Source organism: Comamonas sp. MYb21 (genome assembly GCF_037479395.1).
Taxonomy (GTDB): Bacteria; Pseudomonadota; Gammaproteobacteria; order Burkholderiales; family Burkholderiaceae_C; genus Comamonas.
Genome location: NZ_JBBGZC010000006.1, coordinates 127,449 through 140,987 on the forward strand (window position 1 = coordinate 127,449; position 13,539 = coordinate 140,987).

The 13,539-nt window shown below is 61.2% G+C and carries 16 protein-coding genes and 1 riboswitch; of the genes, 11 read left to right on the forward strand and 5 right to left on the reverse strand.

Annotated elements, in window-relative coordinates; genetic code table 11:
• Positions 1–4: 4 nt before the first annotated feature.
• Positions 5–997: a GlxA family transcriptional regulator gene (locus WH367_RS10405; RefSeq protein WP_339535928.1), complete on the reverse strand. Its 993-nt coding sequence runs from the start codon at positions 995–997 to the stop codon at positions 5–7.
• 132 nt (positions 998–1,129) lie between these two features.
• On the opposite strand from WH367_RS10405, the gene WH367_RS10410 reads away from it, so the two are divergent.
• Positions 1,130–1,720 carry a cysteine hydrolase family protein gene (locus WH367_RS10410; protein ID WP_339535930.1) on the forward strand — a complete coding sequence of 197 codons (591 nt, stop codon included), beginning with the start codon at positions 1,130–1,132 and terminating at the stop codon, positions 1,718–1,720.
• 84 nt (positions 1,721–1,804) lie between these two features.
• Here WH367_RS10410 and lipA read toward each other — a convergent pair whose 3' ends face one another.
• From lipA to WH367_RS10425, 3 genes are all read right to left on the reverse strand, one after another.
• A complete protein-coding gene (gene lipA, locus WH367_RS10415) occupies positions 1,805–2,785 on the reverse strand; it encodes a lipoyl synthase (protein WP_021025610.1) in 981 nt (326 codons plus the stop codon).
• A 141-nt stretch (positions 2,786–2,926) separates the two neighbouring features.
• On the reverse strand, positions 2,927–3,631 hold the full coding sequence (gene lipB, locus WH367_RS10420) for a lipoyl(octanoyl) transferase LipB (RefSeq protein ID WP_021025611.1): 705 nt from the start codon (positions 3,629–3,631) through the stop codon (positions 2,927–2,929).
• Between the two features lie 57 nt (positions 3,632–3,688).
• Entirely contained in the window at positions 3,689–4,000 is a 312-nt protein-coding gene (locus WH367_RS10425) for a YbeD family protein (RefSeq protein WP_021025612.1), read from the reverse strand.
• Positions 4,001–4,219: 219 nt separating this feature from the next.
• Between WH367_RS10425 and WH367_RS10430 the strand changes: the two genes are divergently transcribed.
• The 9 genes from WH367_RS10430 (at position 4,220) to WH367_RS10470 (ending at position 11,364) form a co-directional block, all read left to right on the forward strand.
• A complete protein-coding gene (locus WH367_RS10430) occupies positions 4,220–4,693 on the forward strand; it encodes an ATP synthase subunit I (RefSeq protein WP_021025613.1) in 474 nt (157 codons plus the stop codon).
• Positions 4,694–4,713: 20 nt separating this feature from the next.
• Positions 4,714–5,577, forward strand: a complete 864-nt coding sequence (gene atpB, locus WH367_RS10435) for a F0F1 ATP synthase subunit A (RefSeq protein WP_021025614.1) — start codon at positions 4,714–4,716, stop codon at positions 5,575–5,577.
• A 52-nt stretch (positions 5,578–5,629) separates the two neighbouring features.
• The gene (gene atpE / locus WH367_RS10440) at positions 5,630–5,878 is read left to right on the forward strand and encodes a F0F1 ATP synthase subunit C (RefSeq protein WP_021025615.1); all 249 of its coding nucleotides are present in this window, start codon (positions 5,630–5,632) and stop codon (positions 5,876–5,878) included.
• A 35-nt stretch (positions 5,879–5,913) separates the two neighbouring features.
• Positions 5,914–6,384 (forward strand): F0F1 ATP synthase subunit B, encoded by a 471-nt coding sequence (locus WH367_RS10445; protein WP_021025616.1) that lies wholly within the window; start codon positions 5,914–5,916, stop codon positions 6,382–6,384.
• A gap of 12 nt (positions 6,385–6,396) precedes the next feature.
• On the forward strand, positions 6,397–6,945 hold the full coding sequence (locus tag WH367_RS10450; RefSeq protein ID WP_312988806.1) for a F0F1 ATP synthase subunit delta: 549 nt from the start codon (positions 6,397–6,399) through the stop codon (positions 6,943–6,945).
• 42 nt (positions 6,946–6,987) lie between these two features.
• Entirely contained in the window at positions 6,988–8,547 is a 1,560-nt protein-coding gene (gene atpA, locus WH367_RS10455) for a F0F1 ATP synthase subunit alpha (protein WP_312988805.1), read from the forward strand.
• An 18-nt stretch (positions 8,548–8,565) separates the two neighbouring features.
• Positions 8,566–9,438 (forward strand): F0F1 ATP synthase subunit gamma, encoded by an 873-nt coding sequence (atpG, locus tag WH367_RS10460; RefSeq protein WP_021025619.1) that lies wholly within the window; start codon positions 8,566–8,568, stop codon positions 9,436–9,438.
• Between the two features lie 34 nt (positions 9,439–9,472).
• Positions 9,473–10,876, forward strand: a complete 1,404-nt coding sequence (gene atpD, locus WH367_RS10465) for a F0F1 ATP synthase subunit beta (RefSeq protein ID WP_021025620.1) — start codon at positions 9,473–9,475, stop codon at positions 10,874–10,876.
• A gap of 71 nt (positions 10,877–10,947) precedes the next feature.
• Positions 10,948–11,364 (forward strand): F0F1 ATP synthase subunit epsilon, encoded by a 417-nt coding sequence (locus WH367_RS10470; protein WP_021025621.1) that lies wholly within the window; start codon positions 10,948–10,950, stop codon positions 11,362–11,364.
• A gap of 51 nt (positions 11,365–11,415) precedes the next feature.
• On the opposite strand, the gene WH367_RS10475 is transcribed toward WH367_RS10470, so the two are convergent.
• Positions 11,416–11,964 carry a GNAT family N-acetyltransferase gene (locus tag WH367_RS10475; RefSeq protein WP_339535934.1) on the reverse strand — a complete coding sequence of 183 codons (549 nt, stop codon included), beginning with the start codon at positions 11,962–11,964 and terminating at the stop codon, positions 11,416–11,418.
• A gap of 46 nt (positions 11,965–12,010) precedes the next feature.
• Positions 12,011–12,235: riboswitch (cobalamin riboswitch) on the forward strand.
• A gap of 262 nt (positions 12,236–12,497) precedes the next feature.
• On the opposite strand from WH367_RS10475, the gene WH367_RS10480 reads away from it, so the two are divergent.
• Complete coding sequence (locus WH367_RS10480; RefSeq protein ID WP_021025623.1) at positions 12,498–13,520, forward strand: ABC transporter substrate-binding protein; 1,023 nt, start codon at positions 12,498–12,500, stop codon at positions 13,518–13,520.
• The last annotated feature ends 19 nt before the right edge of the window (positions 13,521–13,539 follow it).

Consider the following 13,539-nt stretch of genomic DNA (forward strand, 5'->3'; position numbering starts at 1 on the left):
CGACTCATTCTGTGGGCGTGCGAAAGCGGCTGCGGTACTGGCCCGGCGTGGTGCCCAGCTGGCGGCGAAACGCGCGCTGCAGCGTGTCGGAGGTGTTGAAGCCGCAGGTCTGGGCTACCCGCTCCAGCGGGGCATCGGTGGCTTCGAGCTGCTGGCGGGCCGCCTCCACCCGCGCCGCTTCCAGGTAGGCGGCCGGCGTCATGCCCAGCTCGGTCTTGAAGATGCGGGCCAGCTGCCGGTCGCTCACATGCATCTGCTCGGCCAGGTCGGGCATCGACAGCGGCTGGCCCAGGTGCTCGGCGATGTACTGGCGCAGCTTGTCCATGCGGCGCGTGCTCGACAGCGGCTCGAGCATCACGCTGAACTGGCTCTGGCCGCCGGGGCGCCTCAGGAACATCACCAGCTGGCGCGCCACACGCGTCGCCAGCGTATTGCCAAAATCCTCGGCCACCAGGGCCAGCGCCAGGTCCAGGCAGGTGGTCAGGCCCGCTCCGGTCCAGATGCGGCCCTGCTGGATGTAGATGCGGTCGGCATCCACGTGGATGTCCGGGTGGTCCTGGGCCAGCTGCGCGGCGGTGGACCAGTGCGTCGTGGCCTCCTTGCCGCTGAGCAGGCCGGCGGCTGCCAGGATATGCGCGCCGACGCAGACCGAGGCCACGCGCCGGGACTGGCCCGCCAGCGTCTGCACCCACTGCACGACGGCCGGATCGGCCAGCGCCTGCACGCGGCCCTGGGCATCGGTGTCGACCGAGCCCGGCACGATCAAGGTATCGATCGCCTGGTGCTGCAGGCTGGAGAGGCGTATGTCGGGCAGCACGCGCACGCCCGCAGCCGTGGTGACGGGCTCGAGCGACTCGGCCGCCAGCAGCACCTGGTAGCCGCAGGGCGCGTCCATCTCGCGCTGCAGCAGCGCAAACACCTCGGGCGGGCCGCTGATGTCGAGCAGGTCAACCCGGTCAAACAACACGATCACCATCAGGCGTTCAGGGTGCGGCATGCGTTCTTTCATTCGAGGCCGGTGTCGGTTTCTGCGGCAAAGACGGCATTGTCCGCTGCGGGGGCTGTCCCTAAGATGCCTCCATGCCGCCACCACTGCCGGTGGCAGCAACCTCCTAACAAGGCAAGCACCATGCATACCCGCACTTTACGCGAACTCAACCAACTCGACGCCAAGACCGCCGTCCTGGCCCAGTCGACCCTGATTCTGGTGGACTACCAGAACACCTACACCCGGGGCGTGATGGCGCTCGAAGGCTGGGAGCCGGCACTGGACGCCGCATCCCGCCTGCTGGCCCAGGCCCGCGCTGTGGGCGCCAAGGTGATCCATGTGCAGCACGATGGTGGCGAGGGCTCACCCTATGACATCCGCGCCGAGATCGGCCAGATCCATGCCAGCGTGGCGCCGCAAGCCGGGGAGCCCGTCGTTGTCAAGACGGCCCCCAACTCCTTCCACAACACCGACCTGGCCCAGCAGGTCGAGGCTGCGGGCAACGAGCAGCTGGTGATCATCGGCTTCATGAGCCATATGTGCGTGACCTTCACTGCCGAAGGCGCCTTCCTGCGCGGCAAACGTGCCACCGTCGTGGCCAATGCCTGCGCTACCCGTCCACTGCAATCGGCCGCCGGCGCGGTCTCTGCCGCGCAGTTGCACCAAAGCGCGATGGCCACAATTGGTGATCTGTATGCGGTGGTGGTGGGCAGCAGCGCGGCGCTGGGATAAAACTGTCCTTCCGTCGCACACGCCCAAGCAAAAAGGCTGCTCCTGTTCGTCAGGGGCAGCCTTTTTGTCGAGGGCGCTCAGTGTTTAGACGCCTGCAGCGTGTGCCTGCTGGTCAGCGTGGTAGCTCGAGCGCACCATCGCACCCACGGCGGCGTGGGTGAAGCCCATCTTGTAGGCTTCTTCTTCAAACATCTTGAAGGTGTCGGGGTGCACATAGCGGCGCACAGGCAGGTGGCTGTTCGAGGGCGCCAGGTACTGGCCAATCGTCAGCATGTCGATGTTGTGGGCGCGCATGTCGCGCATCACCTGCAGGATTTCCTCGTCCGTTTCGCCCAGGCCCACCATGATGCCGCTCTTGGTTGGCACGGTAGGGTGCAGATCCTTGAACTTCTTGAGCAGGTTCAGGCTGAACTGGTAGTCGGAGCCGGGACGGGCCTCTTTGTACAGGCGCGGTGCGGTTTCCAGGTTGTGGTTCATCACATCGGGCGGGGCGGCCTTGAGGATTTCCAGCGCGCGGTCATCGCGGCCGCGGAAGTCCGGCACCAGGATCTCGATCTGGGTCGTGGGCGAGAGCTCGCGGATGTTCTTGATGCACTCGACAAAGTGGCCCGAGCCACCGTCGCGCAGGTCATCGCGGTCGACGCTGGTGATCACCACGTACTTGAGGCGCAGCGCGGCAATGGTGCGTGCCAGGTTCAGCGGCTCGTTCAGATCAAGGGGGTCAGGGCGGCCATGGCCCACGTCGCAGAATGGGCAGCGGCGCGTGCACTTGTCACCCATGATCATGAAGGTCGCCGTGCCCTTGCCAAAGCACTCGCCAATGTTGGGGCAGCTGGCCTCTTCACAGACGGTGTGCAGATTGTTCTGGCGCAGGATGTCCTTGATCTCGTAGAAACGGGTCGTGGGGCTGCCGGCCTTGACGCGGATCCAATCGGGCTTTTTCAGCACCTCGGCTTGCTGGACCTTGACGGGGATGCGCGCCAGTTTGGCGGCCGCCTTTTGCTTGGCCAGCGGGTTGTAGGTGGCAGCGGACTGTGCTTCGCGCACGACTTCATTGGTGCTCATGATGCTCACTTTAGTTGTTTCACCGCGTTCTGTGCGAGAGGCACGCACAAACCCGGAGGGGCCGTAGGCTCTGAGCAAGAACGGCCCGAGGCTGCTGCGCCGCCCCTTAGTGGGGAATAGGGCGTGCGCTGCGGCACCCGCTTATGCAGAACCGGCAGTCGCCAAGCGGGAGGACAACTCGCGCGCCAAGGTCTTGGCCACGTCCTCCCAGTCGGCGTTAACCCCAATTGTAGAAAGATCGACGGTTTGCAGCCCGGCATAACCGCAAGGGTTGATGCGGTGGTAGGGTTCCAGGTCCATCTTTACATTCAGGGCCACACCATGGTAGCTGCAGTGGCGGCTGATCTTGATGCCCAGCGCGGCAATCTTGCCCAGGCCGTCAAACACCGGCTCGGCTGCGGGGCTGGCGCCATCGCGCTGCACCGGGCGCTGGGCCAGCATCGCGTGGGAGAAGGGGTCATCGAGGCGCACATAGATGCCCGGGGCCCCTGCCACGCGGTGGCCGGTCACGCCCAGGGAGGCCAGGGTGCGGATCACGGCTTCTTCAATGCGGAACACATATTCTTTGACGAAGTAGCCGGCGCGCTGCAGATCGATCAGCGGGTAAGCGACCACTTGCCCCGGGCCATGGTAGGTGACCTGGCCGCCCCGGTTGGTTTGCACCACCGGAATGTCGCCTGTATGCAACAGATGGCTGGGCAGGCCCGCAATGCCCTGGGTGAAAGTGGCCGCATGCTCACAAATCCATAGCTCATCGGGCGTTTGCGGCGTGCGCTGCGCAGTGAATTGCTGCATGGCTTGCAGCGTGGGCTCGTAATCGGCCTGGCCAAGAAAGCGGGTCTGCATGGCGAAAAGCGGCCACCAAGGGCCGGCAAGGTTCACAAAGGTGACAACAAGGCCCGCTTACAGTACGACCTTGACCAGGGGGCTGGAGGTGAGCGCACGGTAGAGGTTGTCGAGCTGTTCGCGGCTGGTGGCCGTCACGGTGATGGTGACGCCCAGGTACTTGTCGCCGCTGCTGGGGCGCAACTCTATCTTGCTGGCATCAAAGAAGGGGTCGTGTTCCTTGGCGATGGCGGTGACCGCGTGGACAAAGCCGTCCTGATTGAGCCCCATCACTTTAATCGGAAAGTCTGAGGGGTATTCGATCAGGGAATCTTTGCGAGGATCGGTGCCGGAATCGCTGGGGTCTGCAGCAGGTGTATTGGTGCTCATTTTGCTATTAAAACAGAAGCTTGCAAGTGATGTGCCATCAGACGATAAGCCATCTTCCTGGTGTGGAATTTGTCGGATACAACTGACGCCAAAAGGGGCTGTAGGGAGGCTTGTGTGCCGCAAAAAAACAGACGCGCAACAAAACGCTTCCCGTTTGCAACGGGTTTATCCTTATAATCGCAGGCTTTGGCTAGGTTGTTCTGCCCGGGAGCCAACACTATGACAACAAATGCTCCACAAGAAGAACATGTGGCCGAAGAATCGGACTTCAAGCCCCTGACTGCACAAGAAGCAGCAGAGTGGCGCCAGCGCCATCCGCCGGTATCGGTGGTGCGTGTGGTGAAGTGGCAGCTGGTCGTCGGGGTGGTGCTCACCGTGCTGGTGGGTCTGGTGACGCAGCGGGCCGGATGGATGTGGTCGGTGGCATACGGTGCGGCGGCGGTGGTGATTCCTGCTGCCTTTTTTGCACGTGGATTGCGGCTGCATCTGGGGGCTGGGCAAGAGAATCTTGCGATGGTCCGGTTCTTTGGTTTGGAGATCGCAAAATTGGTGCTGACCGTGGTGCTGCTACTGCTGGCGCCACTGGTGGTGCCGGGACTCAACTGGTTGGCGCTGGTGTTGGGTCTGGTTGTAGTGATGAAGACGTACTGGTTGGCGCTTTGGCTGCTGACCAGATCTGCAAAAATTTTGTAATTGAGAAGAAGAGTTGTCCGATGGCCGCAGAAGCGAATGCACCCACTGCAAGTGAATACATCGTTCACCACTTGCAGCATCTTCAGAATATCAAGCAAAAGTCGATCATCGATTTCTCGGTGGTCAACCTTGATTCGATCTCAGTGAGCGTGATCTTGGGCGTGCTGGGCATCTTCGTGATGTGGCTGGCCGCGCGCACAGCCACCTCCGGCGTGCCTGGTCGTTTCCAGGCCGCAGTCGAGATGCTGGTCGAGATGGTGGATAACCAGGCCAAGGCCAATATCCACAATGCCCAATCGCGCAAGTTCATCGCTCCTCTGGCGCTCACCGTCTTCGTCTGGATTTTCCTGATGAACGCGATGGACATGCTGCCGGTCGACCTGCTGCCTCTGCTGTGGCAAGGCGCCACCGGTGACCACCACGCTTATCTGCGTGTCGTGCCTACCGCCGATCTGTCGACCACCCTGGGTCTGTCGACGGCCGTGCTGATCCTGTGCCTGTATTACAGCGTCAAGATCAAGGGTCTGGGCGGCTGGGCGCACGAACTGGTGTCCGCACCCTTTGGTACCAGCAAGAATCCTGTCTTTGCCGTGATCCTCGGCATCGTCAACCTGCTGATGCAGATTATTGAATACGTTGCCAAGACGGTGTCGCACGGTATGCGACTGTTCGGCAACATGTACGCTGGTGAGTTGGTGTTCATGCTGATTGCCCTGATGGGTGGCGCAGCCGCTATGTCGCTCTCTGGTGTGTTGCTCCCCGTGGGGCACATCATTGCAGGCACGATCTGGGCGATCTTCCACATTCTGGTGATTACTCTGCAGGCCTTCATTTTCATGATGCTGACGCTGATTTACCTCGGCCAGGCACATGAAGCTCACTAACTGTTCCCTTTCCTTTTTCTCTTAACCTTTCTTTTTTTTCTCAGGAGTCATCATGGAAAACGTTCTCGGTCTCGTCGCTCTGGCTTGTGGTCTGATTGTTGGTCTGGGCGCTATCGGCGCTTCGATCGGTATTGCTCTGATGGGCGGCAAGTTCCTGGAATCGTCGGCACGTCAGCCTGAGCTGATCAACGAACTGCAAACCAAGATGTTCATCTTGGCTGGTCTGATCGACGCTGCATTCCTGATCGGTGTTGCTATCGCTCTGCTGTTCGCTTTCGCCAACCCATTCCAACTGGCCTAAGCTCCGATCAACGCCGTAGATAGAAAGGTGTTGCCGTGAGTATTAACGCGACCCTGTTCGTTCAGGCCATTGTCTTCTTGATTCTGGTGCTCTTCACGATGAAATTCGTGTGGCCACCTATTGCCAAGGCGTTGGATGAGCGAGCAAAGAAAATCGCCGATGGTCTTGCTGCTGCCGATAAGGCAAAGTCCGAGTTGACAGCTGTGAACAAGCGCGTTGAGGAAGAACTTTCCGCAACCCGCAATGAGACAGCGTCGCGTATCGCGGACGCAGACCGTCGTGCCCAAGCAATCGTAGAAGAGGCCAAGGCCCGTGCTACCGAAGAAGGCAACAAGATCATTGCCGCCGCTCGTGCAGATGCCGAGCAGCAAGTGATCCAGGCGCGCGAATCGCTGCGCGAGCAAGTTGCAGCTTTGGCTGTCAAGGGTGCTGAGCAGATTCTCCGCAAGGAAGTCAATCCTGCGGTACACAGTGATTTGCTCAATCGCCTGAAGACTGAGCTGTAAGGAAGCAACGAAATGGCAGAACTCGCCACCATTGCCCGTCCTTACGCTGAAGCCTTGTTCAAGGCCTGCACCGACAAAGGTGCCGGCTTGAGCGACGCCCTGTCTTGGACGGACGAACTGGCGGCGATTGCCGCCGATCCGGAAATGCGCCTGCTGGCCGACAATCCCAACGTCACCAACGAACAGGTGATCGATGTGATGGCCGGTGTGACGCTGGCACGCGGTTGGGCCTTGTCAGACCTGGCGCGCAACTTCCTGCGTACGGTGGTGGAAAACCGCCGTCTGGATGCGCTGCCTGAAGTGGCCTCGCAATTTCGCGCGCTGGTGAACCGTAACAACGGTTCGTCGGATGCGCTGGTGTACAGCGCCTTCCCCATGGATGACTCCGCATTGAATGCGCTGGGCACCGTGCTGGAAAAACGCTTTGGCCGCCCACTGAATCTGAGCACCACCGTGGACGAGTCGCTGATTGGCGGCGTTCGCGTTGTGGTGGGTGACGAGGTGCTTGACACCTCGGTCAAGGCCCGTCTGGAACAAATGAAAGCAACCCTCACTGCGTAATGCAGTTCGAGGATTCGGCTAAACCATGAAAAGGAGTGAGTAATGCAACTCAATCCCGCAGAAATTTCTGAACTGATCAAGAGCCGCATTGAGGGTCTGTCAGGCAATTCCGATATCCGTAACCAAGGTACGGTGGTGTCGGTGACCGACGGTATCGTGCGCGTGCACGGCCTGTCCGATGTGATGGCCGGCGAAATGCTGGAATTCCCAGCCACCGCCGACGGTCAACCTTCCTACGGTCTGGCTCTGAACCTGGAGCGTGACTCTGTTGGCGCCGTGATTCTGGGTGAGTACACCCACATCTCGGAAGGCGACATCGTCAAGTGCACCGGCCGTATTCTGGAAGTGCCCGTGGGCCCAGAACTGGTCGGTCGCGTGGTGAACGCACTGGGCCAGCCAATCGACGGCAAGGGTCCTATCAACGCCAAGATGACCGACGTGATCGAAAAGGTTGCGCCTGGTGTTATCGCCCGTCAATCCGTGGACCAGCCCCTGCAATCGGGTATCAAGTCCATCGACGCGATGGTGCCCGTGGGCCGTGGCCAGCGCGAGCTGATCATTGGTGACCGCCAGACCGGCAAGACCGCTGTCGCGATCGACGCCATCATCAACCAAAAGGGCCAAGGCGTTACCTGCGTGTACGTGGCCATTGGTCAGAAGGCTTCGTCGGTCAAGAACGTGGTGCGTGCGCTGGAGCAAGCCGGCGCGATGGAATACACCATCGTCGTGGCCGCTACCGCTTCTGAATCCGCTGCCATGCAGTACGTGTCGGCCTACTCGGGTTGCACGATGGGTGAGTACTTCCGCGACCGTGGCCAAGACGCCCTGATCGTGTATGACGACCTGTCCAAGCAAGCGGTGGCTTACCGCCAAGTGTCGCTGCTGCTGCGCCGTCCACCAGGCCGCGAAGCGTTCCCTGGCGACGTGTTCTATCTCCACAGCCGCCTGCTCGAGCGCGCAGCCCGCGTGAACGCGGACTACGTGGAAGCCTTCACCAAGGGTGAAGTCAAGGGCAAGACGGGTTCGCTGACGGCTCTGCCTATCATCGAAACCCAAGCGGGTGACGTGTCGGCCTTCGTGCCTACCAACGTGATCTCGATCACCGACGGCCAGATCTTCCTGGAAACCAGCCTGTTCAACGCCGGTATCCGTCCCGCTATCAACGCCGGTATCTCGGTGTCCCGCGTGGGTGGTTCCGCTCAGACCAAGCTGATCAAGGGCCTGTCCGGCGGTATCCGTACCGATCTGGCGCAGTACCGTGAACTGGCTGCTTTCGCACAGTTCGCTTCTGACCTGGACGATGCAACCCGCAAGCAACTGGACCGCGGTGCCCGCGTGACCGAGCTGCTCAAGCAAGCCCAGTACAGCCCTCTGCCTGTCGCTCTGATGGCTTCGTCGCTGTTTGCCGTGAACAAGGGTTTCATGGACGACATCGAAGTCAAGAAGGTTCTGTCCTTTGAATCGGGTCTGCACCAGTTCCTCAAGACCAGCTACGGCGCCTTGGTGGACCGTCTGAACGAGAAGAAGGCTTTCGACAAGGAAGGCAAGGACGAAGCTGAACTGACTGCAGCCATCACTGCATTCAAGAAGTCCTTCGCTTAATCCGGTCGAGGAGTCATCATGGCAGCAGGCAAGGAAATACGCGGCAAGATCAAATCGGTGGAAAACACCAAGAAGATCACCAAGGCCATGGAAATGGTTGCCGCATCCAAAATGCGCAAGGCGCAGGAGCGGATGCAGGCAGCCCGTCCATACAGCGAGAAGATTCGCGCAATTGCAGCTCACCTGAGCCAGGCAAACCCCGAATATGTCCACCCCTTCATGGTGTCGAATGACGTCAAGAAGGTGGGCGTGATCGTGGTGACGACTGACAAGGGCCTGTGCGGCGGCATGAACACCAATGTGCTGCGTGCCGTGACGAACAAGCTCAAGGAACTGCAATCTGCGGGTGTCAGCACGGAAGCCGTGGCCATTGGCAGCAAGGGTCTGGGCTTTCTGACGCGCGTCGGTGTCAAGGTGGTGGCCAACGCTACCGCCCTGGGCGATACGCCGCATCTGGATGCGCTGATCGGCCCGGCCAAGGTTTTGCTCGACCAGTACGCTGAGGGCAAGCTGAGCGCGGTCTATTTGTGCTACACCAAGTTCATCAATACGATGAAGCAGGACTCGGTTGTGGAGCAGTTGCTGCCCCTGTCGCAAGAAGCGATCCAGGGCTCGGCACCGGCTGCATCCCACGGCTGGGACTATATCTACGAGCCCGATGCGCAAAGTGTGATCGACGAGCTGCTCGTGCGTTATGCGGAGTCGCTGATCTATTCGGCCGTTGCAGACAACATGGCTTCCGAGCAGTCTGCACGCATGGTGGCCATGAAGGCCGCTACCGACAACGCCGGCAACGTCATCAACGAGTTGAAGCTGATCTACAACAAGACGCGTCAGGCTGCGATTACGACCGAGTTGTCGGAAATCGTCGCAGGCGCCGCGGCTGTGTAATACAGCTCGACTGAAATCAATATTGGAGCAACAAATGGCTCAAGTACAAGGCAAGATTGTTCAATGTATCGGTGCGGTGGTGGACGTTGAGTTCCCCCACGGCAGCGTGCCTAACGTGTATGACGCACTGAAGCTCGAAGGCACTGCCCTGACGCTGGAAGTGCAGCAGCAGCTGGGCGACGGCGTGGTGCGTACCATTGCGCTGGGCTCGTCGGACGGTATCAAGCGTGGCCTGATGGTCACCAACACCGGCAAGGCGATCACCGTGCCCGTGGGCAAGGCAACCCTTGGCCGCATCATGGACGTGCTGGGTAACCCCATCGACGAACGCGGTCCTGTGGACCAGTCGTTGACCGCTTCCATCCACCGCAAGGCCCCCGCTTATGACGAGCTGGCCCCTGCACAGGAACTGCTGGAAACCGGCATCAAGGTGATTGACCTGGTGTGCCCGTTCGCCAAGGGCGGTAAGGTCGGTCTGTTCGGTGGTGCCGGTGTGGGCAAGACCGTGAACATGATGGAGCTCATCAACAACATCGCCAAGGCGCACAGCGGTCTGTCCGTGTTCGCCGGCGTGGGTGAGCGTACCCGTGAAGGTAACGACTTCTACCACGAAATGTCGGACGCCGGTGTGGTGAACCAGGAGTCGCTCAACGACTCGAAGGTTGCCATGGTGTACGGCCAGATGAACGAGCCACCAGGAAACCGTCTGCGCGTGGCGCTGACCGGCCTGACCATGGCTGAAGCGTTCCGTGACGAAGGCAAGGACGTGCTGTTCTTCGTGGACAACATCTACCGCTACACGCTGGCCGGTACCGAAGTGTCCGCGCTGCTGGGCCGTATGCCTTCGGCCGTGGGCTACCAGCCTACGCTGGCCGAAGAAATGGGCCGTCTGCAAGAGCGTATCACCTCGACCAAGGTGGGTTCGATCACCTCGATCCAGGCCGTCTACGTGCCAGCGGACGATTACACCGATCCATCGCCAGCAACGACCTTCGCCCACTTGGACTCCACCGTGGCGCTGTCGCGTGACATCGCTTCGCTGGGTATCTACCCTGCGGTGGACCCACTGGCTTCGACCAGCCGCCAGCTGGACCCCCAAGTGGTGGGTGAAGAGCACTACTCGGTAGCCCGCCAAGTGCAGGGTACCCTGCAGCGCTACACCGAACTGCGCGACATCATTGCGATTCTGGGTATGGACGAACTGGCTCCCGAAGACAAGCTCGTCGTGGCCCGCGCTCGCAAGATCCAGCGTTTCCTGTCGCAGCCTTTCCACGTTGCTGAAGTGTTCACGGGCGCTCCAGGCAAGTACGTGCCGCTGTCGGAAACCATCCGCGGCTTCAAGATGATCGTCAACGGCGAGTGCGACCACCTGCCCGAGCAAGCCTTCTACATGGTTGGCACGATCGACGAAGCCATCGAGAAGGCGAAGAAGATCTAAGCTTTGCAGAACGGGCTGCCGCACGCAGCCCCTCTCGCGAACTAGTTTCTTTTTCACTCTGAGGATCAAAGATGAACACCTTCCACGTTGATGTGGTCAGTGCTGAAGAATCCATTTTCTCCGGCGAAGCCCGCTTTGTGGCTTTGCCTGGTGAAATGGGCGAACTCGGTATCTACGCCCGCCACACGCCGTTGATCACCCGCATCAAGCCGGGTTCGGTGCGCATTGAGAAGGCCGACGGCGGCGAAGAGTTCATCTTCGTGGCTGGTGGCATTCTCGAAGTGCAACCCGACTGCGTGACCGTGCTGTCCGACACCGCTGTGCGCGGCAAGGACCTGGACGAGCAAAAAGCGGTTGAAGCCAAGCAAAAGGCTGAAGAAGCCCTCAAGAACGCCAAGGGCGAGCTTGACCTGGCCAAGGCCCAATCCGAGCTGTCCGTCATGGCCGCCCAGATTGCCGCCCTGCAAAAATACCGCAAGAAGCGCTGATCCGCTGTTTGCGCAACTGCCACAGGAAAACCACCGCATGCGGTGGTTTTTTTACGCCCGTAGCGGATGGGTCGGAGTGGGACCGGCCTGCAGCACCTGCTGCATATGAATGGTTTGCCACAGCGGGTCGGCATCCTGGTGCAGGCTGACAAAGCCCTGGCGCTGCCAAAAGGCCTGTGCGCCCGGCAAAAAAGGATGCGTGTGCAGGTAGAGCCGCTGCACACCCTGCTGCAGCGCCCGCTGCCGCAGCTGCGCGAACAACGCGCCAGCCAGGCCTTGGCGGCGCCAGGCCGGGTCCACATACAGGCGCACCACCTCGGCGGTGCCTGCGCTGGGCACGGCCAGGTGGGCAAAGCGCCCGTTATAGGCGCGGTAGGCAATGCTGCCGATGATGCGGTCGCCCTGCCAGGCCGCCAGCATGCAGCCGCCGGGCGGTGCATAGACCGAGGCAAAGTCGCGCAGATCGGCCTGCGGCGTGCTGGTATCGACCCGATCGCCAAACATGGCCTGGCGCGCCGCCTGCAAAAAGGCCGCCACCGGCGCGAGATGCTGAACGCGGCGGATGCCGTATGCGCTGGGTGTAGTGGGTGGGTGGTTCATGGCCATCAAACGGCCTGCAGCTTAGCATGCAGGCCCTGTAAATCGGCTACAGTACAGCCACTTTGGTTTCGCAAGAACATGCGCACGGCAGGGTGCCGGGGCATGAGGGAATCCAGGGAGCGCGAGCCGGCAGCCAGCGCCCCAAACGGAACTGCCCCCGCAACTGTAGGCCGCGAGCAGGCCATCCATGCGCCACTGAACTGCGGTTCGGGAAGGCGATGGTCTGCGCAGACCGGCCAGTCAGGAGACCTGCCAAGGTCATGCATTCACAATCCACTGGCAAGCCCCCGGTTTGCACAGAGAAACAGGCATGCCACCGGTTGTGCGCGCTGCAAGGCGAACGACGCAAGCGCCGGTGCGGCAAACCCATTCATGGCGGATGTGCGTGTGTTTTGATCATGACCGGCGGGGTGTCCGGGCGGTGAGCAGCGTCTCGTCTGCGCAAGGCTGTCCTGGCTCCACCGGGCAGCGCCCAGCACCGGATCGGCTCGCACGGCCCGCATGCCCAGCCTCTACCTGGAGAGACGATTCCGATGCCTGTTCGCCGTTTTGCGCTGCCTGCCCTGTTGGCTGCCTGTGTATTCATGCCGCTGTCCGCCTGGGCCGCCCCTTATCCGATGCAGCTGCACAACTGCGGCTACGAGGTGTCCCTCAAGCAGGCGCCCGCGTCGGTCGTCACCATCGGCCAGGCCGGCACCGAGATGCTGTATGCGCTGGGCCTGGGCGACAAGCTGGTGGGCACCTCGCTGTGGTTCAATGCCGTGCTGCCCCAGTTCAAGGCCATCAATGACAAGGTGCCGCGCCTGGCGGACAACGACCCGAGCTTTGAGTCGGTGATCGGCAAGCGCCCGGCGCTGGTGGTGTCGCAGTTTGAATGGATGGTCGGCAAGGACGGCGTCGTGGGCACGCGCGAGCAGTTCCATGACCTGGGCATTGCCACCTATGCGATGCCCTCCGACTGCGAAGGCAAGAACAACCTCAAGGGCGCCGATGGCACCCGCACCGCGGCCTACGATGTGCAGGCGCTCTACAAGAGCATCACCCAACTGGCACAGCTCTTTGATGTGCAGCCCCAGGGCGAGCGCCTGGTCAAGGACCTGCGCGAGCGCCAGGCCAAGGCGGTCGCCAAGGTCCAGGCCGCGCAGCAGCCCCATCTGACGGCTGCGCTGTGGTTCTCCAGCGCCGATCTGGCCATCGACCCCTACATGGCGGGCAAGAACGGGGTTGCCGGCTACATGCTGCAGACCTTGGGCCTGCGCAATATCGTCGACTCGTCCGAAGAGTGGCCCACCGTGGGCTGGGAGACCATTGCCAAGGCCAATCCATCGATCCTGGTGATCGCCCGCATGGACCGCCGCCGCTTCCCTGCGGATGACTACCAGAAGAAGCTGGAGTTCTTGAAGAAGGACCCGGTCACCCAGCACATGGATGCCGTCAAGAACAACCGCATCGTCATCGTCGATGCCGATGCGCTGCAAGGCTCGATCCGCCTGGTCGATGGCATGGAGCAGATCAGCGATGCGGTACGCAAGCTCGGCCCGGCGGCCGCGCGTTGATCAGCCGCTGATGCAAGGC